Raw genomic sequence first — 25,131 nt, forward strand, 5'->3', positions numbered from 1 at the left:
GGTTATTTATCCGGCAGTGACCGCATATTGGCTGGCAATAAACCGACCTTTGCCCATACTGGGGGCTGTCACATCCGGGCCGCTCGATGGATTATTGGCTGGTTGTGTCGGGGTAAAACGGGCGATAAATTGTTGCCCGACAACAATCACTGTGACTGGACTACGGCAGAAGTTGACCTGCTGGCTGGCATCCAATTGAGCAATGGTGACCATCCCCATGCCAGGAACCGGGTGGCTTGGGGTAATATATTGCGCTTGAAGTTGCACCTTTTTTTCATCACCGACCACGACAATCTTTTTGCCCTGAATTTGAGTGTGTCCGCTACCCCGGATGGTCGCCGGCCCCAGAATGGTGATTTGTCGGTTGCCAAATAACGGCTCGAACAGCAAAGTGTCGCCATCCACCACCAGTTGTTTGCTCATAAACTCACCTGTACCCGGCCTTCATTAACTTCAAGAGCGCCTTCAATCTGCTGGCTGATTTCGCTGCCTCTCAGGGTGTAAGTGACCTGAATATGCAGGGTATTGGGGACATCCATTCTCTGGTTGACTTGGATCTCGCTGATATCGGCGCGGGGTTCATAGCGTAATACCCGTTCTTCAATCCGAGTTTGAATTTCTGCCATCATTTCGTCACGGATATTGGCAAACAGATAATCATTCAGGCCGCAACCATAATTCTCTCGCATAATTCGTTCGCCGGGTTCGGTGAGAAAGAGAATTTTCATATTTTGGCGAACGTTTTCTGCCCCTTCCGCCATTGTGACGCCGGTGGATATTTCAGGATGCGTGCTATTTTTATACGTACTATTTTTATACGCACTATCTTTATACGTACTATCTTTAATAGAAAATTGCAGCGGAAAGGACCAACCCCGACCGTAGATATCGGCTAATACTTTATTAGCTAATGCTTTATTGGCTAATGTTTTGTTTGTCATCTCATTACCTTATTATTGGGTTAAGTTAATCTTCGCACCTTTAATATCAACCCCTGATTTCCCGGAGGCGGCCAGAGACTTTTGCGCCTCTATTTTAATTTCCTGAGCATGGGTAATAAGATTCTTAGCGGAATTAAGCGTGATATCTTTATCCTGTTGCAGAGATAAGGTATTTTTTCCGCTATTCAATGCGAGGGTTTTATCTTTATTATTAAATAGTAATGCTTGCTGATTTTCTCCCTGTTTAATCACTAAGGTTTTCACCGGATTTTTTTCACTCGGTTCTAACGGCGCTTTATTTTTAGGATTGTGCATCGAGCCTAATATCACCGGGAAGCGAGGATCACATTCAAAGAAGCCGATAATCACCTCATCCCCCGGTTCAGGGTAGAAGCAAAATCCGCTTTCGTGGCTGGCGTAAGGTTTACCCATACGGGCAAAAAGGGTGCCGTTGGTTAAGTTTAACGCCGGTATTTTGACCGGAATACGGCCTAATGATTGGCTATCTCGCTGATATTTTTCCACGATCCCGATATGCAGCTCTTTTGCCTGCGGTATAACTTGCTCTGTTTCCGGCAGTAGCCCCAGCGTTAGCCGAGTGCGCCAGCCTTGCCGTTGATTGATGGTCTGACTGACACCGGTGATCATCGCCTGACCATCCATCCCTTGACCAAAGCCGTTTAACGCCAGAACATCCCCCGTTTGATAACGGTTATCGCCTTCGACCTCAAAATTGCCGGAGACGTTGTGACTTCGGCGGTTGTTCAGGATGCCTTGAGCAAGCTGTTTGGCTTGTTCATTGTCCAACGGATAGCTGAAAACCCATTGCCATTGTTGGTTGGTTAATGATGTCAGGTTGTCTATGGCGAGTTGATTGTGACCAAGACCGCTGTTTTTTACCTGATGAGCAGGAGACAGTTTTTGTTGGGCGATATCCCAAGACTGTACACTCACGGTTTTGGGGCTGCGTTGGTTATCCCATTGCAGATTCGCTTCAAATAACACCGCATCCTGATGGTTGGCTCGCTGGTGGAGGGTATGCACGGTTGACCGATTAAGGGATTCCGGGGCGACCAGCGTCACGCTATCGTTGCCGGGCAGCAGCCAAGTATGGGTCGCGAACAGCCGGTTTTTTAGAAAAGCCCAGTCATTGCAGCGAAATTGCACCATTTGCTCATGCACCGTTTTAAGCTGAGGGGCTTGTTTTATCGTGACAGAGATACCCGCTTGGCTAAACAACTTCTTGATAATCGCCTCATCACTCTGTTTGTTGAACAGTTGCGAGTGAAAGTTGTGAGTTAATTTTTGCAATGAATGTTTGGCGGTCAGAGTAATGATGCTGTCCTGACCCTTAAGCCCCAATGTTTGCCGAACGATGATCCCCTTAAACACCACGTTTTTTTCGATCTGCACGCTAAGTTGGTGATTGGGGCGGCAACTTGCCAGTTCAGCTTGCGCCTTGGCATCAAAAATATGGCTGGCATCACCGGCGATCCCTAGCGTGATGTTAGCCGAGGGGATGCCATTAATATGATGGTTTACTGTCAGGCTGATAACCGTAAAGTGGTTAAGCGTTTTGCCGTCTATTTTGATCGTTATCGTCGGTATCTTCATGCTTTCCCCTGTGCTTGCAACATTTGTCCGGGGGTAAAGTCATCAAGATTATCCAGACCGTTTTGCCAAGCCAGCGAGAGATAATCAATCCCCCCCGCCAGAGAAGCGCCGGCGCCTAAGGCGATCAACGGCAGGGAGAGCATATCCGTGACGTTAACCGCAGTAGCCGGGGGCGATTTTAATTGCTGCTCGGTGGCTTGAATCACAAAGCTTTCATCTGCCACCAGAGATAGGGTAGCGCTGGCCCGCAACGGTGTGGCATCCCGGTCAAACAGGGTGTAATGAATGCTGAGACCACTGGCCCGACAGGCAAAATAGCCTTTGTTTTCCCAACGCATTTTGCCCCATTTGATTTTAAGAAAGTGGGGAACCTGAGTACTGGCATCCACGGCACACAAGGCTTTTAGCGTTGCTAATTGCGTTTCTACCGGGGTGTTATGGCCGGGCATGGTGGCATCAAATAACAGGACTAATGACAGGCCCGCCGGTTGGGATAACACATAGCGGCTGCTTTGGTTGGCACTGTTAACGCTTTCATCCTGCTGATAACGGGTTTGATAATCGAGCTGGATGGCATCGGGGTTATACATTGCCTGTAAACTGCCTACCGAAGTTTTCCCCTCACGGTCCTTGAAAGCGGTGAGGGTGAGTTTGGACAGGCTGCGTTCAATTAAGCTCATAATGACCTCCTGTTTCACGCAATTCCTCTAATACTGCTTGTTTCACCTTTTCAATCAGGTGGGCGTTATCCAGCGCTTCCTGCGCCAGTGTTCGTGGCGTGACCGAGTAACTGGCTGAATCGGTCACTTTAGCCTGAATAATCAGCTCCTTAATTTCAACGGTCATGCTTTCACTCCTAACCAGCGCATATCCTGATAACGTAATTCCAGCGCGTTCACCAGCACCGTATTGCTATTGGCATCAAGGTCGCCAGTGGACCAGCGAACCGGCAACGCGTTACTTAATGTCCAGCTTGCCACGGGAATTGAATGTTCATTCAGTAGCATGATGACCACATCGGCATACACCGCTTTCTCGCCGCGCAGGACGCGATCAAACACCCAAGTCAGCGGCGTGACGGTCATAACACCACGTTCCAGAACCAAACTGCCGTGCTGGATCTTCTCGGCTAGCCAAACATTTCTGGCATTTTCTCCGCCTTGACTGTGTTGGGTGGTTTGCAGTTCACGGCTGAGTCCCGATATCCGCTGGAAAGCAATGTCGAGTGGGCTGGGGATATTGTTAAACAGAAAACTGGCGATAAAACGGTGTGACACCGACGGGGTGTATAAATTGTTCATATTTTGCCCCTGTTTAATGGGTGATCCCGGTACGGGTATCAAATGTCAGATTCAACTCGATAAATTCCGCCGGAATGAGTAGTGCCAGCCTGATCTTCATGATCATTTTCCCGGCCCGTAGATCTGCTTCGCTCATCGATTCATCAACCCCCAGTAGCACCTCGAAAGCTTGATCTTCCTGCGTACCGCGCAGTCCGCCATTCAGCCATAACTGACGTAACCAGTTGTAAGCCTGACCTTTCAACTTCATCCAGGTGATGGCGTTATTCGGTTCAAACACAAAGGCTCGGCCCAGTTGAGTCATATGGGCTTCGATATAGGAAACCAGACGGCGTGTCTGGATATAGCGCCAAGGGGAGCCGGGGGTGTTGTCCAGCGTGCGGCATCCCCAGATCTTTATCCCTTTGCCGGGGAAGCTGCGAACCAGATTCAACGAAGGGCCATTCTGGTTAAACAGGGCATCGGCTTCAATGTGAGAGCGTATTGGGCTTATCACCTTGGCTAACGCGACATTCGCGGGTGCGTGCCAGACCGCCATTTGGTTATCGTTACGCTGAATAATGGCGGCCACCGCCGCAGTCGGCGAAAGAACAATAGACCGATCTTGTTCCTGATAGGCACTGTTCAATCTTGGCCAGTATACGGCGCCCCATTGCCGATCACTGGAAGAGAGCTGCGTTAAACATTCCGCGGCCAGTGCGGGATCATCGGGGGCATCCAGCAATCCCATGATGCCACGTCGGCACCGGCAAAGGTTAAGTACTGATTGCCAAAATTGTAGCCAGAACTGAATCTTGTCGTATTGATCGATTTCTGAATCGGGAGCATCCATCTGATTCAGATAGACAATATCGGGGACCACAATCAGCGTGATAGCACTCTGTGCCGAAATCGCTTGTTTAACCCAATCTTGTTGGAGAGTAGAGCTTAATGATTGAAAATTGCCGCGTGGTTCATCAGATCCTAACGACAGTACATAGGCTTGCTGACCGCCGTTGTCAAAAAAGTGACGCACGGAATAATATGTTAATCCTGATTCACCAAATGACAGGGTAAAATCGGTCAGGCTGTTTAACTTGACGGAGGTTTTGTTGTCTGGACTTTTTTCGGTATAACCAATAAAAACCGGTACACCGATAAACGCCTCATCTTGTTGCTGGGATATCAGGTTCTCCGTGATGGTGACGCCGGGCTGTGTGATTTCCATTCTCGGTTCCTCAATAGAACAGGCGCGGCGAACCGCGCCTCAGTACGGTTACTGTGTTACATTTTGCGAAAATTGCAGGATGATAAATTCAGCCGGACGGACTGCCGCCATCCCAACCTTAACCACCATTTTGCCTTGTTTAATGTCAATATCGGATAGGGTGACACCTTGACCAATCTGGACAAAATAGGCTTCCTGCGGGCTATTACCGGCCAGTGCCCCTTGCTGCCAGAGTTGATGGAGATAGTTGTCAATGGCTGACCGGACCCGTTCCCAGGTGGGCTGACTGTTGGGTTCAAAAACGGCAAATCGCATGGCTTGCTTGATATCCCGTTCTGCCGCATTAAATAAACGTCGAACCGGAATGTAGCGCCAGTTGTCATCATCTTGCAGAGTACGTGCGCCCCAGACGACAAATCCTTTGTTACTGAAATAACGGATGGCATTGATACCTTTTCGATTCATGGTACTTTGTTCATTGTCGCTGAGCCGATCCGCTACATCATTAATTCCGCTGAGAACAACATTCGCCGGTGCTTTCCAGACGCCACGACGAGCATCGGTAGCACAGTACACGCCTGCCATGACTGCACTGGCGGGAATGATATTTTTGTTATCAGCAATTTTTTGTTTTATTGCCTCGATAACTTGCTTATAGAGTCCTGAGTTTTGCTGTTTGAGTTCTGCCAGATGGGTAACTTTTGCATCCTGATAACCTGAAACCGTGACGCTACTCTCCTCCATCTGAATAAGTTGTGAGACTTTCACTGCCGGATAATAAGTCGCGGTTTGTGATTGCAGGCTAACGTTAAGTGTGGTTTCTTTATCCTGATTATCCGCGATAAGGAAATAGCACTCATTTAATAATGAAGATGTCAGACTGTTATATATTTTGCTCTGGTAATGAGAATCTTGTTCAGGGCAGACGATCAAGGTAATTTCTAAAGCCTGCTTAATTAACGCAGGGATTAATGCCAGCATATTAGGATCTTCTGGATTAGAAATTGGCAGGATATAACAAGGACCGCCACCATTTTGGAAATAAAGCTTTAAGGCATCACTGCTTGTTGTATAGGTGCCGATAGTTATATTGTAAGAATCACTGTTATTTTTATCGTCTGTATCAAGCGTAATATTTTGGGCGGCAAAAGTTTTTACATTATCTTTGGCTTTTGCATTGCCTTCGTTTTTCTCAGGATCGGAAGGGGCAGGTGGTGGAGTAGGTTCCGTTAATTTGACTGCTACCGACGTAATACAACCCACATTGAACAGATTAGTGAAATCCAACCAGCTACTCACGCGTGTTATTTGTGGCGTTGCGCTGATTTTTTTCGGTGAGAAACGGCCAATAAAAACTGGGATTGCCGTATTCCCTTGGCTAACGGAGAGAGCCAGTGATGCATCTTCTTCAATATAGACGCCAGGATAAGTTGGTGTTGTTGGCATGTTGCCTCCGATTATTGAGCGATGTTCTGCGTAAACTGCAAGATAATAAATTCGGCTGGACGAACTGCCGCCAGACCCACTTTGACAATCATTTTGCCCTGCTTGATATCGTCATCGGTCATGGTGAGACCTTTACCGATTTGGACGAAATAAGCTTGTTCGGCTTTATTGCCCATCAACCCGCCTTGCTGCCACAAAGTATGGAGATAGTTATCGATAGCGCGGTGGACGGCTTTCCACGTAGGTTGGCTGTTGGGTTCAAATACCATAGCACTCATGGCATTTTTAATATTTTGCTCTGCACTGTTAAACAGGCGGCGAACCGGGATATAGCGCCAGTTATCGCTGTCCTCAAGTGTACGAGCCCCCCAAACCAGCGTACCGCTCTTAGGAAAGGTACGGATCATATTCAGTGCCTTGCCTTGGTTATATTGCGTTTGCAGATCATCGGTTACCGGGTATTTAGGTTGTAATCCCCCTTGAATAGGAACGTTAGCGGGTGCTTTCCAGACTCCTCGGCTATTATCGACACTGGCATAAATACCGGCCATAACCGCACTGGGTGGAATATCAATGGCGGCTTTATTTTCTCCCCATTCAGCGGTTAGCCAAGGGTAATAAACTGCGCCATAAGCGGTAGGGGAATAAGGCTTGAGAGCTTTTTCTGGTTCTTTTATATCGGTATCACTTTGTGGGCCATCAAAAATGGCAAATAATCCTTTGCCCGGCTGACAAAGTTTTCCTGCCACCTCGTTGATCTCTTCTCCGGCGGCAACCAGTAATGTCACATCGTCAAGTTTTGGCACTTGTGTTTCTAACTCTTGAGTTTTGACGAGATAGCAATATCCACCACCGTTAATAAAATAAGCACGCAGTGAAACGTCAAGGATATTCTTGGGATTAAATGGTTCGCCTTTTAGTGTCAAATAGTTCATCCAACTACTAACACGAATATAGGGTTTATCTGATATTAATGAACCGTTGTTTGTAACAGCAAAGACCGGCACAGCCGTTGCACTGGAACGAACGGAGAGTGCGGGTGAAGCGTCCTCTTCAATATAAACGCCGGGATAAGAATATGTTGGCATGTTGCCTCCAATTATTGTGCAATATTCTGAGTAGATAGCTTGATAAATAAGTCTTAAGCCGCTTGAATAGTGACTCGATCTGCGGTCAGGCTAATTTCCTGAACCGCAACTTCATTGCTGGTGGCATCAAAAGCAGGAGCGGTTAATGAAGTTGGGAAGGCATTTGCCACGCTCCAGGTCATTAAAATTTCAGTACCGGCTTCGTTAGTTAGGCTGATTGAAATATCTTTTTTCTCGATCTGATTAAGTTGAATAGAATTAAGCCAGTCAAAAAGTTTAGTATCACCGGAGAAGACACCTTTACGTAGCGTAATATTGATCGCCTGACGTTGGCCGGGCATTTTATAATAATTGCCTGTACCGTCTTTATATTCGATGACGTCATGAGAAATATCGAGCCCGGAAACGCTGTTAAAAGGGACTTTCTCATCACCGATTGAGACAACGAAGCGGTAAGTAGGGATCGGATATTCAACAGCGATTTGTTCAGGAGTTGTAGACATAATTTTTCCTTGATTGGTTATTTACGTTTAAAAGATAAACAGGGTGTTATTGCCTTGTTTTGATTAACACCGAGGTTTTGATTAGCTCCGAGCTATGGCTATAGCTACCGCAGCAACCTGCCTTATGGCGGTTATTATTTATGCTGAAAAAATTTACTTCGCGATTATTTAGTTCGCTTTTAATAAAGCGGCATGATTATAAGTAATGAATCTTTTGAGGGAATACTAATTAATAGTGAGTGATAATTATTAATTGGTATGGCATAGGTTACTCATTTTAGGTATTAGAGCCGTTTTATTTGGTTTTAGGGGATAGGAAAATTATGAATGGATAATTATTTTCTCTTTTATCGATTAATTGATGATCAAAAGAGTGAGTGGAAAAGATCGTATTGAGCCTATGGTTTGCTTTTTTATGAACTCTGTTCGGATGCAAAAATCAATAATAAACGGTTACATCAGGCGCATGAACATCAAGGTTTTGACGAAACAGAACAAGTTATTTTGTTTCCGCAAACAGCTCACCTAATCGCATTCCCCATACTTTTAAGGTGTCATTTCTCTCCCTATAAATAAGAACAAAAATGCCGATCTTAAATATCGGCATTTTGCTGTAAAAGAGAAGATTAATTTAATGCTTTAACGTTTCAATTTTATCTCGGCTCAGTCCGGTACTGGTGACAATAATGTCCAAACTCACGCCATGCCGTAATAAGGCACGAGCCGTTTCCAGTTTACCTTCCGCTCGGCCTTCCTCTCGGCCTTCCTCTCGGCCTTGCACAATACCTTGCTCAATACCTTGCACAATACCTTGCTCAATACCTTGCTTGATACCTCGCTCAAGCCCTTTTTGTTCAAGCTGTTCTGCAATAGTCATCAACATCGTTTCATGCTCCGGAGATTGTTCAATCAGTTGATGGACAAATTGTGAGAGATCCAACGTATGTCCATTCAGTAAAATATAGCGTAACACCACACTGCGCTGCTCAGTTGTATTATACCCTGCATTCAAGAGTTCCACCAATTGGAGGACCCATTCCTGCATATCCCGGCAGCGGATGTGTTTTTGCACCAGCTCCATCAGGGCAACCCCTTTATGTGTCAGGATCTCTTCATCGCTGAGCACGCTGACGTCCACCAACGGAAACGCCTGGCGGTATAAGCGAGCAGCCTGTTCAGGGAGCGTAAAACAATCCAGCCACCGGTTTGAGTAAGGATACGGCCGAACCTCACCATGATAAAACAGCAGAGGCGCCACCAAAGGGAGTTCAGTATGGCCTTTTTTCAGGTGAGCCGCCATGGCTAACATGGCATAATACATCAGCCGCCAGGCCATTAACGGGTCAGGGGTGGATTGATGTTCAATCAGACAATAAATATAGCCCTGTCCCCGGGCAGTTTCAACCGAGTACAGCACATCACTGTGCAGTTGACGTAAATGCTCATCCACAAAACTGCCGGGCTCCAGTTTCAATGTGGCTAAATCACACAACAACTGGATTTCTTCGGGCAGATAAAGGGATAAGAACTCCCTGGCCGTTTCGGGCTGCGTTAAAAAATGTTTGAATAATGCGTCATGGTGAGGCCGTTTTTCTTTCTTTGCCACAATCTGTTTCTCTGTCTTATTAGTTAGTCATTACCATTTATAGTATTTCTACCAAGTTACAAAAAACATTGTCTCAGATTTCCTCAGGCAAATCTTTACCGAATGCATTAATAGAAGAGCCTAAAGAATCAAATACCAGAAAAGAAAAAAAGAGAAAACATTATATTTACAACAATTACTTTATGAAAGCCATTCATTTCAATTAGTTTTTAACTTGCATTTTCATAATGATAATCCCTTTATCAAAATATCGATTATTTATATTTCCGTTGGGGCTGTCCTAGATAAGTAATTTGATCTAGGATATCCAAATGAGAAAAAGTCGGATTAGCCAATACAAGCAAAAACGTCTTCAGGAGCTCTTTGTGGCAGGGGCTACAGCTCGCACTGCGGCTGAGTTAGTGGGGGTCAACAAAACGACTTCAGCTTACTATTTTCACCGCCTCAGAGTCCTTATCGCTGATTATGTCGATGAACACTCCATGTTTGAAGGTGAAGTCGAGATAGACGAAAGCTATTTCGGGGGTAAACGTAAGGGAAAACGCGGGCGAGGTTCAGCCGGAAAAGTCCCTGTTTTCGGGCTTCTCAAGCGAGGTGGTAAGGTCTACACCCGCCTAATACCTAACGCCAAATCCGATACCTTAATTCCGATAATCACGGCGAAAATTAAGCCTGACAGCCTGGTCTACACAGACAATTTTGCCCGCTATGATGTGCTGGACGTGTCCGATTTTAAACACTATCGAATTAACCATAGCACGGAGTTTGTAGACGCTAAAAATGGTCAAAACCATATCAATGGGATAGAGAACTTTTGGAACCAAGCCAAACGTCATCTGCGTAAATTTAATGGCATACCAAAGGAACATTTTGAGCTCTTTCTCAAGGAATGTGAGTGGAGATTTAATACACCGGGTGTAAAAGGCCAATTACATATTATAAAAAAAATAGTTAAGGGAAAAATATAATCGCTATCTAGGACAGCCCCATGTTTTTTTATTTTAGATAAATATCCTAAATGAATAATACCAAAAATTTTAAGTATATAGAGCTGTAGTAATAGCCAGGAATAAGAAAGTTCTCTATCTTAAAGGATTAATCACGACCTAGTTTTGAATATGGTAAGGGTTTTCGTGCACCTTTCTTAAGAAAATGGCTGTTATCCTGAGAATTCGATCTGTAAAAGTAAAAGCAGTCTTCACCATTTGGCAATCTTTTATATATCATTTGAATACCAATACCACTTATCAATATGCTTGATTCAAGTAAAACTTTTCTTGCATCATCTACGTTGTCACATTTGAAAAATATTTCTACATGTTTACTAAGTTCCAGTAGGACAAGTGAAAAATCCCGACTATCTGAATATTGCCTGAAATCCGAGGTGGAAGCATGAATCGATTTTTTACCAGAAATAGCCAGCTTGACAATGGGATTACGTAAATCCCAAAGAATACCGTCATATCCGTTGAAACCATTACCTTCAACAAGTTCTTTGAGATTTTCCATTGCATCTTTATGGTATTTCGCATTAGAGTCTTTTAATGCGAAGTTTTCGTCAATATTATCTTTTCCAAATAAATCTGCAGTTTTGATACCAGGTGCAATATTAATTTCGCTCATATTTCGTTTGTCGGCTTCTGCTTTGAGCTTTTTGAGGGCCTCGTGTTTGAAGGAACAAAACACGACAGGTACATTCTTTTTATCATTTTTCTCCTGTTCAAGAAGGTCAAGAGTTTCAAAAATGGCATTCTCATCTTTCAACTCAATGTTTAGTATAATTGGATTCTCCTTATGCTTGTTGAGTGTTTCATTGGCATGGCTGACCAATTTCATCACTTCTGCAAGTGTTGGCATGGTTTCACCATTACGTCCAATCTTGATATTCTGCAATTGATTGGCGGTCTTTTTCCCCACTAAATAGGATGCCTTGGTTTCGTTGTCAGGCAATTTTTGCCCACTTCTGTCGGCGTTAAACTCATTACGCCAGATTTCATCATCGTGAGTAACGATCACTTCACCTTCTTTGGATTTGAATATATCAATTTCAATCGCGTCAGCTCCTTGAAGGATAGCAGCTTTGATCGCGGGCAGGCTATTTTCAGGGAAATATTTTTCTGGAAAGATTGGACCGAATACACTAGTGGGGCCTGTGCCACGATGAGCTGTTAGTAGTAAATTGTTATTAGTGCGTTTCTTCAATAAGTTACTATCATGGCGACTTTTTAGCATTTTTTGTGTTTCAACATCATTGAGTTTAGTTAAGGATCCTTGAGAGGAATTAAGTGATCCATCACCCTCCTGATCAGATTGGTGATTTTTTTTGTAAGTCCTTTTTGTTTCTGAAGTTAGTTTATTTGCGTACATTATTTATTACCTCATTCAATTAAAATAATAATTTCAAATTACAATTAAATTATCAGAATTTTCTTTAGTGATAATGATTCCTATACCATTTACCTTTACAACAGCTTTTTTACTATTTACCCATTTTGAAAGAATATCTTTTATTTTAGGTAAATACTCTGAACGAGTAATACCAGAAACTTTAAGAATAACACTTTCATTTTTCTGACTTCCATTATTTTCTGTATCTGGCTCTGTTATTAGATCCACTTTAGTAAGGGCAAGACGAGTATCTTCTGTACCACCTAAATCAGCATACAATTTATTTGCCAAAGCTTCGGTGATTTGTGAATTATCCAGACTTGGTTTTTGATCTACAGTAGGATATATTTCACTGACTGGGATTACATTTTCCTCAATATTTTTAAGCTTCATCGGAACGGTAATGGAGTATAATAAAGAGAGGCGAGGACGATTACCGAGAGCTTGCCAGAAATTACCCAGACTGTTTAAATTTTCCTGTTGGGGAATAACCCGGGTATAAGCACCGGGAATGCCAGTTAATTGGCGATTATTGATTAATGCATTTAAAACCCGTGTCATCACTTGTGCCGCTTGATTATTGGGTTGGCTGTCTGGGCTGGAGCTGTCACTGGAGGGCTTACTGGCATCCCAGTAGGTAATTAAATAGTTACAATTGATATTGACCCATCCCGGTAATAATGAACTGGTTGCCGGGTTATAACGCCTTGATTCAGCAGCACGTAATTGTAGATCCTCATGTATCTCATAAAGAAATACACTGACCGTCGGTTCTGATTGAATGGAATTAATTTCGGGTAGATCAAAACGAATATCAATATTCTGACCAGTAATATTTAAATATTGAGATAAAATGGTATTTAATGCTTGATTAATTTCGATAATCGCGTTATCAGAAGCAATTATGATTGTCATGTTGACTCCAATTCTACTAAGTTTTTAAAAAGCTAGCCGTCCCGTTTTATTTAATTCAAGTATCACGGCTCGTTCTATATGTTTATTTTCGATTTGTTGACAGTTATCATCTGCTGATAATATTGATGACAATAAAGCAATATTCCTGATATTAGCCCCGGTTAAATCAGCCCGTTTAGCCAGATGGGAAAAGTCAATTTCATTGGATAGTGTCAATTGTTCCGGCCAGATTTTTTGCCACATTTTTTTACGTAATGTTTCATCAGGGTAAGTAAAACGAGTAATAAAAGTAAAGCGGCGATTAAACGCGCTGTCAAGGTGGCTACGGTTATTGGTGGCTAAAATCACTAATCCCGGATAATTTTCTAGTCGTTGTAGCAGATAAGAAACTTCAATATTGGCATGTCTGTCTTGGGCATCTTTAGTTTCACCGCGTTTGCCAAATAAAGCATCGGCTTCATCGAAAAACAGTACCCCGGAATCGGCTTCGGCCAGATCGAAAATACGGGAGATATTTTTTTCCGTTTCACCGATGTATTTATTCACCACGGTAGAGAGATCGACTTTAATCAGATCAACACCAAGATTATTGGCAATCACCTCTGCGGCCATGGTTTTACCCGTACCTGATTCACCGTAAAATAGTGCACTAATACCGGTACCATAACTGATTTTTTCCTGAAAGCCAGCGTTTAGAATTTGGTCACGGTAATTAATGGCTGCGACGATCTCTTTTAACTGTTGCGCTAACGTATCTGAAACCACTAAATCGTTAAAGCTGCGTTTTGGGGTGATTCGTTGGGCTAATTTACCGAAATTTTGTTGAGCGCGGAAACTTAATGCCTTACGTAAATCAGTTTCTTTCAGTTGGCCTTCTGGTTGCCGGATCATTTGGTATTGATGTGCTTCTTCAACAATGAGCGGTAATATTTCCGCTGTAAAAGAGAAACGTTGACAGAGCTGAGTAATATTGATTCCTTGGATGACATTAGCCGGTAAACTTGCTTTTAGCATTGTTTTTCTATCTTCCAACGTTGCTGCTGGCATATCAATTTGTACTATTGGCAAATGCTTAATCCAGACTAATGCATCTCCCGGTTCTGCCAGACAAACTACTTTTAATTTCGGCTGATTCAATAAAATAGATAACTCATGGTGTAATCTTTTTTTTTCCTCTGCAAGTAAAGAAAAATTGCGGATTAATAAACAGGCATCATGCAAGCGGATTTCTCGTATTGTATCTGCCAGTATGGGTATTGTGACACTATTTTCTTCGTCGGGCAGGCGAGCTAAATCAAGAATTAAGGTATGAATACCATGAGATGCTATAATATTACTGACCGCTAATTCTCTGGCGCTGTCCTGTTTTCCTCTGAGTATGATTAATGGCTGTATTTCGTTGGTGTCATTCAATAATATTTTCTTAAATGAATGATAAAGAGTTTGCGGATACCAATTATGTGAGGCTGGAGTATGCCAATTAGCACAGGTTATTAATGGCGGTAGAATAACTCGTTGTCCCAATAAAAAATGCCATACCGAGTTATGAGTTAAAAATTGTGTTTGTAACCAGATTGGTTCTTCTTGATTATTAAGCCGTAGTAGTTGGTTGTTGATTAATGGTGTTTGCGGTAAAAAACTGTTTTGCAGTAATTGTCGATCACTTTGACATTGGCTAAATAATTCAATCGCTAAGGCAAAACTCGGCCACTGTTTTTTACTGTTACCATTGAGAGCAGCAAATAGTGCATGATAACGACTGTCAAAATGGGGTAATAAACCTAATAGTAAAACATCACGTTCAAATTCAGTCAGTTCAAAACGTTCTACCAATAATGATAATGCATCAAGGGCAGTATTTTCCTTTGCTGCTGGGTGGCTGATAATATCATCTGGTTTAGTTAGCCAATGGGGAATGCCCTGTGGTCTTGCCAGACGTTGTTCTAATTTATCTTCTGCGAGTAAAAAACTTTCCGGTAAGGAATCGTATTTATCACATTTTTGGTAATAGTAATGCTGTAACCGCAAATCGATACGTTCTAAATGGGGATAAATCCAGTGTGATTTTGCCGTTATATCGTGGTTATTTATCAGCGGGTAATCCATATAAACCTTCTAAATATTTTTCCAGTCAATCTTTAAAGGGCGATCCAGCCAGGGAAGTTTGGCGATATTTAATGGCCACGGCCAATCAGCCAACAGCGCATCAAATGGCTGATGCTGGATGGAGATTTTGATTTCTTGCTCGTCTGCCAGTAATTCACCCGGTCGTTGTAAAAACAGTTGGCGGACATCATTACGGCTTAATTTTTTCCAGGCAGGAAGTTGGCTGATAACGGCATCCAGCCATTGATCTATTATCAATTGTTTTTCCGGCTCAACAGGAGTTAATTCAATCATTTCGTCGGCCATTAATCCACACAAAACGTTATTCAGTACTTTTCTTTCCGCTGGTCTCCCTTCGGTTCCCCAAATCAGGTAGTCAAGTAAATCAACGGCATTGAACTGAGCCTGATGATGGATAAATTTCTGTGCTTCAAGCAGGCTAAGTTGATTAAACAGTGCGGGTAGCATCGGCCACAGAATTAATATCCCGGCATTATTTACTGGGCGTGGAAAAGGGTGTTCAGGTAATAAAGTCTGTTCAGAGTGTGGTTTGTTGATGGTTTGAAGTGGGTTGAGGTTATTTTCTCTAATAACCGATGGGTTATCTGATATTGATAATGCTTGCGGATCTTCGGCAATTACTTTTTGATTTGTCGGATGTTGATATTTCTGAGCGTTTGAAGAGTTATCGCCACCCATGAAGGGTTTTATCTCAGATCTATTTTTATCCGTGTGGTTTGGTATAAAGCATTCCAATAGATATTGGTGTTCTTCAACCGACAGGTGCTGTTGGCAAAGCTGTGAAATAGCAACTGTTTGCCAGAGTTGTTTTAGCCAACTATTTAATGGGATATTGTCGGTCATAGCCTGGCGAAATAATGTAATAACAGACGCGGCATTAAGTGTACCGTTATTGAGCTCAGTTGTAATACGCGAGATGATTTTTGCATCGGGTTTAACTAGTTCCTGTGCATTATGTCGCTGTATATATTCCAGTGCATTGAGTATCAGTTGCCCGGAGGAGGCAAGCGCCTCCTGGTGTTGTGGTTTATTTATGTTTTCGGATAATCTGCGGTTGATGGCGCTCAATAAAGCGGGTTGTTTGATAGTTAAAAGCCGTTGCAGGCTATGTTCAGATAAACAGCTTTTTGCTAATAGTAATGCTGATTTGTTGTCTATTCGTGTTAATTGATTTATTAATTTCTTAATCTTGATATCGCTATTTTTATTATCGGTTGTTACCTCCATTGGATTGAGTTGCAAATCTTTTTGATATAAGAAATGAATAAAACTCTCTGCATCAATTAAATTATTGTCACTGGATAAAGAGGTCTTATTAATAAGTTTATTGGATGTTGGCTTATTCAGTAGAATTTCTTCCTGATGGTTATTTATCTGATATTGACTAAGTGCTTTATTCAGCTTAACCTTGAGGCGAGCAGGGAATAATGAGTTAAAGTCATGGAAACTTATTTCACCAAGGTCTAGAGTTAATTTCTCTAAAGAGATATCCTGATAAATGTTATATTCATCAAAGTATGAATTGAGTAATTTATTTATACTGGCCTGATTAAGCCGGGAGCCATGCAATACTTTCTTAGCTACCTGCTGATTGTTAGCCTCAATAGTAATGGTAATCCGATTTAACAGATTTGGCTCCGAAGTCATATAAATATATCCTTGGTAATTATCGAATAATAGATGGTTTAAGTTTGTCTGTGTTGAGCCGAATTAAAGTTTCATAATAAAAGCAAGAATATAATACGCTGGTAGGCTATTTATAGTATGATCATGCGCTCCCTGAGTGGCAGTGCTGGTATGTGTATGCTTTTCAGCCTGGTTACCAAAAGCATCGGTAAGCGGGTTTCTGAATATATCTTGTTGTCCTGCATTTGCGACAGAATATACGGTGTGACCCTGTCCACCACCTGTCTTCCATGTATACTGCACAAAGTGTGCATGGGGGGGGATATGTTTTGCTTCTAAAGCTGTTCCAGAAATATTTACCGTTATGTTACCAGCAGAAACGTTACTCGTTTTAACAGTATACATTTTATTACTTCCACTCCCTGTTAAACCTTGCCCGCCTGTTTTACCCACTTCATCGTTTTTACCTCCAATAATGAAGCGGTCAATCAAGTTCGGCGTGCCCTGAGTTCCATCACATAATGCCCAGCCTGTAGGAGCACTACTACCAGAAAACATCACAATCATTCCTTTAGGGAGTACTGTTTTGGGATCAATACTGACGCCGCTTGAATCAACCGTGATACCGTTACCCGCTTTGACTTTTACACCATTTTTACTCAGGCTCAAACCACTTACACCACTCCAACCATTGTTTGTATTTCCCCCTTCTAATTTCAAATAGAGACCGGAATTATCAGTTGCTACAATACCTCCACCATCCCAATACTTAACAGCTATACCATCCGAATCAACGGAAATACTACCTTTATCTTTAGCCTTAACTTCCACTCCCTTTCCACTAACAGAAATGCCATTACCCGCTTTAACTGAAACACCATCGCTATTAACATTAATCCCATTACTTGCTTTAACTTTTACACCTTCGTTAACTATTTCAATACCATGATAACCATCGACTTCAAGCTGATCGTTATTAATTTTTACCCCTCTACCGGCATTGACTGCTAATCCGTTAGGGTCAGCTAATAAGCTTTTATCCTTAAGTTTTACACTTAATCCGTCTTGATCTGCTTTTAAACCGCCGGTGGAGTTAATTTTTATTTTTAGCCCAGAGTTGTCATCCAGTTCCAACGCTGAATTTGGATTATTAGTTTGATCTGGTGCTTTGCCTACAGCCCGGCGGCCAATATCCGCAATATCAATCAGGTCGGCATAATCGGTCTGTAATGGAATACTGCCTTCTTTAAAACGAGTTTTTAAATCATTTGTTGAAGAACCTATTGGTTCAATCTTGCTATTTAATATATTAGATTCTGTATTGGGTAAAAAATTTTTGTTTTTCATTTTCATTACCTTGTATAATAGTATCGAATTATTTTATTTTAAATATTATTTCATTATCATCGTGTAATTAACAAACAATGAGAAGAAGTATTTAAATCAATAATAAGTAAGTGTTTTTATAATGCTAAATTAATTTTATTCTTGTCCATCGATAAATTAATCCTATCTTTATCATTCCGAAATCTTAATGGATAATTTTCGACTAATATATTTTCGTTAAGAGCTTTTCTAATATTGAATTACTTTTCAATATAAGGTACATATAACAACTGATCATTTTCTATTACGTTTTCGTTCCATTCCTTTCCAGATTCACCAACCACATCAATACGTTGCTGTGCGGTAGCAATTCTCATATTACCAATACCTGTTGCGGCAGAAGGTAATCTTCCCAGGGTTAAAGTTTCTAAAACATGGTATGCCTCGTCCCCTAAGGGAGCGCCATTATTTTGCCAGCGCTGATAGGTACTGACAAAATCTTTAAAATCTTCCGGTGACAGCCAGTGGATAATCATGGAAAGATGAGCGGGAAATTCAGCCAAAATTTCGGTTTTCGCCCAAGATTCCAATTTGTAAGGATCAACGTCGTCATTTTTAACGAGTTGGCTATTAATCACCATACTGACTACAAATGAAAAGCGATCGGCTAAAGCATATTTTTCGCTGGAGAAATACCAACGATAGCGCCAGGCGTCTGCCGCTAATGGAAAATTATCCTGTGAGTCCTGGGTGAGTTTAATTAGTTTAATTAATATCTTGCCTTGAATACGATCAAATTTAATGACGTTTGCCTTGAGTTCATGATCAGATTTCTTCGGCCCGGATGGGGTAATTACATATTTCAGTGTAATTTCATCATTTTCTTCGATCATGGCAGGGAAGGGACTTTGGGGGCTGGAGGTAATCCAGCGTTCATCTTCTGTTCCCGTTTGATATATCTCACTGGCATAAACCAGTTGATAATCCATATCTTCCATCCATACCGGGCTATTACACCAGCGTAAATTACCTTGTTCAAACGCGGTTTTCACGCGGTCTAAATTACGCTCTAGATCAGTGCTATTACGGGTGTCAAGAAAAAAGGTGTCTCCGATAATATGGGTGATCATTTGGGCTCGTAGTGTAAATTCTCTGTCACCCTCAATAATAATCAAGTTAATGACCTGACCATGCAATAGCCGGCCCGTTGTCCCATTTTGGATAATGATTAATTGATGGTTTTTAGAATTGGGTACGCTTTTTATTTTCAGCTTATCGGGTTTTTGCTCCTTGTCGAATTTCGTGTCAGGTTTTATCGGTAATAGCTGACGATGTTCAATTAGATAGAAAGGTAGATTAGCCAAGTTGGGTTTTTCTTTGAAACATTCTCCTCCCAGACCAATACGGGCGGCAATCCGTTTGTGTAGTGCTGACACTTGATCAATACGGATATTATTACGTTGATAGGTTAATTCGGGTTGCTGTGCCAAATAGCCACGTTGAGTAGAGAGAAAATCCAGTGAATCCAGAGTGAGTGGTCTGGCCGCACGATGGGTACCAAAATATTCCAATAAGTAATTCAGGATTGATAGTTCTTTTGTGTAATTTTGTGAATGGATACCGTCATCACTGTTAATTTGGGAATCATTATTTAGTTGTTTGATTAAATCGGGCATGATTTCCTGATGGACTTGCTGACCGACAGTATTCGCTTTAAAAGGCCATTGTGTACCGTATACCGTATTTCCCCGTTGTTTAAATGCTAACAGTTTCGGCAAGAGAGCGAGTTCAGCACAGCCATTAGCCAGCATTTGCTCAAAAGGCAACATAAATTGGTGCAAGTGCACTTGTTGTTGAGTCTCCGCGTAGGTCTGTAATCCATAGCAGGCAGGTAACTTATTGCTGACTGGATAGTAATCCAGGACTTTACGATGTTTGCCCCAGTTTAGTAATTCGGGCTGTGTTTCAATCAAGGGTTCTGCAATGATTTTGTTCTCTATATCTTGTTTAGAAACAGTGACTTTTACTCCGCCTTTGGCGGTAATAGTGAGTGGGCTTGCTGATGCTGATGATGAGGAAATTAAGTCTAAAGGATCGTTACCCCATAGCCTGGGATAGTATCCTTGAGCGATTGTCCAGGACCAACTATCGTCCGCCAACGGAGAAATGTTTTTATCATGCTCGCCTAATGCCAATCGGGTAATACTTTGTACTCCGGGAATAGCCAGTAAACGATTAGCCAGATGGCTGAGCCTTAATTCTGTCGGCTTGATGTAATCTTTAGCCGCCGGTAATTCGGGTATCCAGCCGTGATGTAAATAAGGGCCTTCAAATATATCTTCATTACTGTAACCCTGTTCAATCATGGCTTGGGTGCTATAGCGTAATGGGCTTGTAAGCACCATTTGTTCCGTTGTCATATAAATTTGGGCAAATATATCAGCAACATCACTGACATCATCATCAAGTTCAATATCAAGCTGCAATAAGAAATCTACGGGTTGCAGCCAGATAATTTTACTGACGGATTCCCCCAGATTACGGTTATCGTTTAGGAAATCATTGAGCTTTTCCTGAGCTAGCTTATTATCGATCTGAGTTTTCCTGCTGGGGAGTAAATAAAGCCAATAGTTTCCTCTTAGTGTTAGCCGTTCTTGATCTTGTTCTTGTTCTTGAATAAAACTGTATTCACGGCTTTCTTTGTTATACCAGTACTGATAACGTTCATTTTCAGGTTCACGAATCAATTGGATATCATTAAAGAAAAAATAATCTTCGGTTTTTATCTTATCGGTCTTTTCTATTTGATAGATTCTCTTTATTTTCTTAATTCTTTCGTCGTCATTATTGCACCAATCAAGCAAGTGTAAATCCAATAAGGCGCGGCGATAATCTTCCGCAGTAATTGGGCCACAGGTCAGCATTTGTTGTGGGCCGAATTCCTGTGGAAAAATGCCATCACCCAGTGTCTGCTCTTGTTTTTCGGGGGTAAGCAAATCGCGCAGGGGTAGCGAATGGCGATAGGCGAGATCAGATGTGCCGTAACAACAGGCTTCTAATAAGGTAATACCGGGATCATTTTCTTCGGTATTGCTCCAGAGTTGCCCAGACTGTTGCTCAATGACCGTCTTAGCTTGAGTGAGTAAGGTCTCAAAGGCGATATCGTCTTTAACGATGGGAAACAGGGCGTCTTGATTATTCACTGTCTGCTCCTTTATTAGTGGAACTCTTTTCTGACCAAACCAAAATCAGTACTTCATTATCAGCAGCTTCTACACTGTCGCCGACTGCTCCTGCGGTTTGGGACGATTTTTTCAACGTTAAGTTGGTGACTCGTTCAACTAAAGGTGACTGCTGAATCGTGGCTAATAGTGGGTAGTAATCAATGCGATTACCGGTTGTGACGCCGATAGCGCTATCTTCCGCCCACGGCATATATTTTCGGCTGAGTTCCTGCTGTAACTGATGACGGCCGTAGTCGGGATTAACCCCTGTGACAAACACCAGTTGATAGCTGATCAGCACGTCAACGTAGGTGGGGTTGTCGATTTTGAGGGTGGTCCAAGGGCTACTGAGTTGGCTTATCCAGTCGGCCATTTCCGCCAGTCGGGCCGGGTTCAGGATCGGGCGTAGCGCATCATCGTTATCTTTGTAGCGACTGTCGGGGATCGCAATCAGTTGTTGTTCTTTCTGTGCCGGGATTTTAGTTAACTCACTGGCAGAAGGGGATTTAACATCAAATAAGCTGACGAATTGTTCTTTCAATAAAGTGACAATGTTATCCCAGCTCAGTACCCGGTTACGGTGGGACAACCGGGCAGAAACCCGTGTCAGAAAGGCTTGTTCTGTCTCTTCCGGGCGGCCGTTCCAGGATACCCAAGGCTGATTGATACTATCGATAGCAACTAATGCATTGACCGGTTGTTTAATACTGCCGGTGGCCAATCCGGTGATAAAGTGGTCAGTTTCAACGAGTTCTGCATTGATTAAGGTAGCTGTGGTGGAGTTGTACAGTATGCCTTTAATTTTTGGGTAATCCTGAGATTCAGCCTGATGGGTTATTTCTGCTTTCAGCCAGTATCGTCCTGTTGGCATCAGAGTTGCCTGATTTGACGCGTCCTGTGGCAGTAGTGTGCGCCAGGTACCTTGGTCAAACAGGTTATGGGTCTGGTCGTCAACTAGCTGATCCAATGAACCCCAAGTGTTGCTCTGATTGAGATAAAACCAGGATAAGTTGAGCGCTTTAAAGCCCTCTAACTGCCAATATAGCGATAAAGTTTGTCCCGGTAACACATTAGTGAAACCCAAATAGAGTGCGTCGTTAGTGAATGAAGGGGGGGGGGCGTTTGTGTTTGCCCAACCAAAAGGCGTCAGGGGATAAACCGAGTATTGCTCAGTTTTTACTTTAGCGCTGAATGTGATTTGTAACTCACTGATTTGTGGGGTATAGGGTAAATTTTTACCGGTCGGATCTTGCCAGTATTGGGTGTGCATAAAATCCTGCTCAGCCAATTCTATACGCACTGATGCAGGCCAGTCATTGGGGGATGGGCTATCAGTCACAGCGTAGTCCATTGCCGGTAAGGTAAAACTCAGGCTTTGTCCTTGTGGTGCATCGGTTCCGCCAAATAACGATGAGGTGCCAGTGAGCTGTTCTCTTTCCTGAGGTGTGACTAAATAGCCCTGAACTTTAAACGCACTATTATCAGGTTCAGGGGTGTACCCTTTATACCATGTTGAAAAACTGCTTGTCGGTAAGCCAACCCATTGAGGAGTCATCGTTAATGTTGCGTTTTCAGTGCCATACCATTCTGGGGCAACCAGATTAAAACCAGAACCCAGTGATGGTGATTGACCGAAGGGGAAGCTGGTGGTATCCGTCTGTTCGATACCACCATCAGAGGCATAGCGCACACTATGGTTGCCGTTAATCTTGATTTCAATACCGATAATTTTGGGCAACATGGGTTTCTGAGTAGTGCCTAGTTTTAATACCGGTATGTCGAATGTCATGCCATCAAGATTATCTGGCGGGCTGATAGGATCATCAGTGGATGATAATCCAAGCTCAATAGTGTTTTTGTTAGGACGATTAGGATTTACCGACAACGATAACCAGTGATCTCCTGTACTGATTTTAGCGGTGAGATGTTCAGTTTGACCTTCCCAATCGTTTTCCAGCGTCAATGTGATATGACGTTCTCCTTCGGGCATAGAAAATAAAGATGATGTAATCAGATAACCGGATAGCACCGCCACATCATTGGCTGTCGGGCTAAAAAGTTGAATACCATTTTCAGGTAATGCAATGTTATCTGAGAGGCTAAGAGGTATTGTCGATTGCCAGCTATCCTTATCTTTATCTTTCCGATACCAACGCAGGTCGGTCAGTTCCCCTTGATTCGCTAGTAAATCTGTTTCTGATGTATATTGTAATGGGTTGCCGACGCTATCCTGCCCGGCATCAAACAGGGTTCCTTTAGGGATAAGATATTCTGCGTTATCTGTATTTAAGGTAATGCCTAAAGCAACGCTATCCGCTTGGGCTTTTCTGGGGCTTAGTCCCAGTAATTCCCGGTAATAAAGATCGCGGTGTCGGGCCGGGAAGGTATTTAATAATCGGTTGGATGTTTCTAATAACTTTAAAAAAGCAAAAACAAAAGCTTGATGTGGCGGTAAAAGGCCATCTGCTTTATTAGCATGTTGGTAAATATCCTCTAATTCTTCAGGAGTATTTTCCTGAATAAAATAGAAACTATTCCAGAATTGATTTTTATCTTGATCGAAAGGGATTTTTTCAGCATAAGCTTTAAGCCAGTTTAAAATATCCAGTGTACTTCTTTCATCAAGTTTAAATACAGTATCTGGCACAATAGCAGAGAATTTATTATCTAACTCGGCTTGTCCCATATTTATTCCACCTGTTATTTAAAAATAGGGTTGAAGAGGTTATTTATCCGGCACTGACTGCATATTGGCTGGCAATAAAGCGGCCTTTGCCCATACTCGGCGTTGTCACATCTGGGCCAGTTGACGGATTATTAGCAGGTTGGGTCGGGGTAAAACGGGCGATAAATTGTTGCCCGACAACAATTGCTGTGGCGGGAGTACGACAAAAGTTTACCTGCTGGTTCGCGTCTAACTGGGCAATGGTGACTATGCCCATGCCAGGTATCGGATGGCTAGGGGTAATATATTGCGCTTGAAGCTGTACTTTTTTTTCGTCACCCACAATAACGATTTTTTTGCCTTGGATTTTGGCGTGTCCGCTGCCTCGAATGGTCGCAGGTCCCAGAATTGTGACTTGCCGGTTGCCAAACAATGGTTCGAATAGCAGGTTGTCGCCATCAATCACCAGTTGTTTACTCATAAGCTCACCTGTACCCGGCCTTCATTAACCTCAAGGACGCCTTCAATCTGTTGGTTGATGTCGCTGCCTCTCAACGCATAGGTAACCTGAACATGTAGAGTGCTGGGCAAGTTTGTTCTCTGGCTCACTTGAATCGAGGTAATTTCTGCGCGTGGTTCATAGCGTAATACCCGTTCTTCAATATGGGTTTGAATGTCTGCCATCAATTCATCACTGATATTGGCAAACAGGTAATCATTCAGACCACAGCCGTAGTCTTCACGCATAATTCGTTCACCGGGTTCCGTCAGAAAAAGAATATTTATACTCTGGAGAACATTTTGGGTGCCTTCTGCTATTGCTATGCCAGTCCGAGAGTTGTCTTTTATAGAAAACTGTGGCGGATCATCTTGGCTAACACGAAGGACACCTTGAATTTTTTGGCTGATTTCGCTGTCTCCTAAGGTATAGGTAACCAATATATTCAGGGGATTAGGTAAATTTGTTTGCTTACTTACCTGAGTAGATGTGATTTTTGCGTGGAAGTCGTAGCACATTACACTCTCTTTTATACAAGCTTGGATTTTCACTATCTGTTCAGCTTCGATTTTTTTTTCACTCAGATATTTATTCAGATCACTACTATAATCTTCATAAGGAATACGTTCACCTATAAAAAACTGTGGCGGAAATG

Annotated in this window: 21 protein-coding genes; 1 reads left to right on the forward strand and 20 read right to left on the reverse strand. The window is 42.6% G+C overall.

The window, feature by feature from the left end; all coding sequences use genetic code 11:
* Positions 1–6: 6 nt before the first annotated feature.
* The 11 genes from ACGF49_RS02315 to ACGF49_RS02365 all read right to left on the reverse strand — a co-directional run bounded on the left by ACGF49_RS02315 (position 7) and on the right by ACGF49_RS02365 (position 9,706).
* The gene (locus ACGF49_RS02315) at positions 7–423 is read right to left on the reverse strand and encodes a hypothetical protein (RefSeq protein WP_113043154.1); all 417 of its coding nucleotides are present in this window, start codon (positions 421–423) and stop codon (positions 7–9) included.
* The gene (locus ACGF49_RS02320; protein WP_113043153.1) at positions 420–941 is read right to left on the reverse strand and encodes a GPW/gp25 family protein; all 522 of its coding nucleotides are present in this window, start codon (positions 939–941) and stop codon (positions 420–422) included. The genes ACGF49_RS02315 and ACGF49_RS02320 overlap by 4 nt, the downstream gene beginning before the upstream one ends.
* Before the next feature lie 12 nt (positions 942–953).
* Positions 954–2,555, reverse strand: coding sequence for a phage baseplate assembly protein V (locus tag ACGF49_RS02325; RefSeq protein ID WP_262977789.1), 1,602 nt, complete (start codon positions 2,553–2,555; stop codon positions 954–956).
* Entirely contained in the window at positions 2,552–3,235 is a 684-nt protein-coding gene (locus ACGF49_RS02330) for a hypothetical protein (protein WP_271859131.1), read from the reverse strand. The genes ACGF49_RS02325 and ACGF49_RS02330 overlap by 4 nt, the downstream gene beginning before the upstream one ends.
* A complete protein-coding gene (locus ACGF49_RS02335; RefSeq protein ID WP_113043150.1) occupies positions 3,222–3,401 on the reverse strand; it encodes a DUF5908 family protein in 180 nt (59 codons plus the stop codon). Before ACGF49_RS02335 ends, ACGF49_RS02330 begins: the two co-directional genes overlap by 14 nt.
* Complete coding sequence (locus ACGF49_RS02340; RefSeq protein ID WP_113024977.1) at positions 3,398–3,856, reverse strand: phage tail protein; 459 nt, start codon at positions 3,854–3,856, stop codon at positions 3,398–3,400. Before ACGF49_RS02340 ends, ACGF49_RS02335 begins: the two co-directional genes overlap by 4 nt.
* A gap of 13 nt (positions 3,857–3,869) precedes the next feature.
* Positions 3,870–5,063 carry a phage tail sheath C-terminal domain-containing protein gene (locus ACGF49_RS02345; protein ID WP_271859132.1) on the reverse strand — a complete coding sequence of 398 codons (1,194 nt, stop codon included), beginning with the start codon at positions 5,061–5,063 and terminating at the stop codon, positions 3,870–3,872.
* 48 nt (positions 5,064–5,111) lie between these two features.
* The gene (locus ACGF49_RS02350; protein WP_387489426.1) at positions 5,112–6,509 is read right to left on the reverse strand and encodes a phage tail sheath family protein; all 1,398 of its coding nucleotides are present in this window, start codon (positions 6,507–6,509) and stop codon (positions 5,112–5,114) included.
* 11 nt (positions 6,510–6,520) lie between these two features.
* Complete coding sequence (locus tag ACGF49_RS02355; RefSeq protein WP_113043147.1) at positions 6,521–7,597, reverse strand: phage tail sheath C-terminal domain-containing protein; 1,077 nt, start codon at positions 7,595–7,597, stop codon at positions 6,521–6,523.
* A gap of 53 nt (positions 7,598–7,650) precedes the next feature.
* A complete protein-coding gene (locus tag ACGF49_RS02360) occupies positions 7,651–8,100 on the reverse strand; it encodes a phage tail protein (protein WP_113043146.1) in 450 nt (149 codons plus the stop codon).
* A 631-nt stretch (positions 8,101–8,731) separates the two neighbouring features.
* Positions 8,732–9,706 carry an Rpn family recombination-promoting nuclease/putative transposase gene (locus ACGF49_RS02365; RefSeq protein ID WP_387489430.1) on the reverse strand — a complete coding sequence of 325 codons (975 nt, stop codon included), beginning with the start codon at positions 9,704–9,706 and terminating at the stop codon, positions 8,732–8,734.
* Positions 9,707–10,017: 311 nt separating this feature from the next.
* Here ACGF49_RS02365 and ACGF49_RS02370 point away from each other — a divergent pair, with 311 nt between their 5' ends.
* Positions 10,018–10,674, forward strand: a complete 657-nt coding sequence (locus ACGF49_RS02370) for an IS1595 family transposase (RefSeq protein ID WP_271868341.1) — start codon at positions 10,018–10,020, stop codon at positions 10,672–10,674.
* Positions 10,675–10,801: 127 nt separating this feature from the next.
* On the opposite strand, the gene ACGF49_RS02375 is transcribed toward ACGF49_RS02370, so the two are convergent.
* The 9 genes from ACGF49_RS02375 to ACGF49_RS02415 all read right to left on the reverse strand — a co-directional run bounded on the left by ACGF49_RS02375 (position 10,802) and on the right by ACGF49_RS02415 (position 24,886).
* Positions 10,802–12,073, reverse strand: a complete 1,272-nt coding sequence (locus tag ACGF49_RS02375) for a glycerophosphodiester phosphodiesterase family protein (RefSeq protein ID WP_271868342.1) — start codon at positions 12,071–12,073, stop codon at positions 10,802–10,804.
* Positions 12,074–12,106: 33 nt separating this feature from the next.
* Positions 12,107–13,009 (reverse strand): DUF4255 domain-containing protein, encoded by a 903-nt coding sequence (locus ACGF49_RS02380; RefSeq protein ID WP_387489434.1) that lies wholly within the window; start codon positions 13,007–13,009, stop codon positions 12,107–12,109.
* 24 nt (positions 13,010–13,033) lie between these two features.
* Positions 13,034–15,115 carry an ATP-binding protein gene (locus ACGF49_RS02385; RefSeq protein ID WP_387489437.1) on the reverse strand — a complete coding sequence of 694 codons (2,082 nt, stop codon included), beginning with the start codon at positions 15,113–15,115 and terminating at the stop codon, positions 13,034–13,036.
* 9 nt (positions 15,116–15,124) lie between these two features.
* Positions 15,125–16,783, reverse strand: a complete 1,659-nt coding sequence (locus tag ACGF49_RS02390) for a contractile injection system tape measure protein (protein ID WP_387489440.1) — start codon at positions 16,781–16,783, stop codon at positions 15,125–15,127.
* A gap of 63 nt (positions 16,784–16,846) precedes the next feature.
* A complete protein-coding gene (locus ACGF49_RS02395) occupies positions 16,847–18,109 on the reverse strand; it encodes a tail fiber protein (RefSeq protein WP_387489443.1) in 1,263 nt (420 codons plus the stop codon).
* Positions 18,110–18,348: 239 nt separating this feature from the next.
* Positions 18,349–21,291 (reverse strand): hypothetical protein, encoded by a 2,943-nt coding sequence (locus ACGF49_RS02400; RefSeq protein ID WP_387489446.1) that lies wholly within the window; start codon positions 21,289–21,291, stop codon positions 18,349–18,351.
* Complete coding sequence (locus ACGF49_RS02405) at positions 21,284–23,998, reverse strand: hypothetical protein (protein WP_387489448.1); 2,715 nt, start codon at positions 23,996–23,998, stop codon at positions 21,284–21,286. The genes ACGF49_RS02400 and ACGF49_RS02405 overlap by 8 nt, the downstream gene beginning before the upstream one ends.
* 43 nt (positions 23,999–24,041) lie before the next feature.
* Positions 24,042–24,458, reverse strand: coding sequence for a hypothetical protein (locus ACGF49_RS02410; RefSeq protein WP_011146003.1), 417 nt, complete (start codon positions 24,456–24,458; stop codon positions 24,042–24,044).
* Complete coding sequence (locus tag ACGF49_RS02415) at positions 24,455–24,886, reverse strand: GPW/gp25 family protein (RefSeq protein ID WP_387489597.1); 432 nt, start codon at positions 24,884–24,886, stop codon at positions 24,455–24,457. Before ACGF49_RS02415 ends, ACGF49_RS02410 begins: the two co-directional genes overlap by 4 nt.
* Between the last annotated feature and the right edge of the window lie 245 nt (positions 24,887–25,131).

The organism is Photorhabdus sp. RM96S, assembly GCF_042879335.1.
Taxonomy (GTDB): domain Bacteria; phylum Pseudomonadota; class Gammaproteobacteria; order Enterobacterales; family Enterobacteriaceae; genus Photorhabdus; species Photorhabdus kayaii.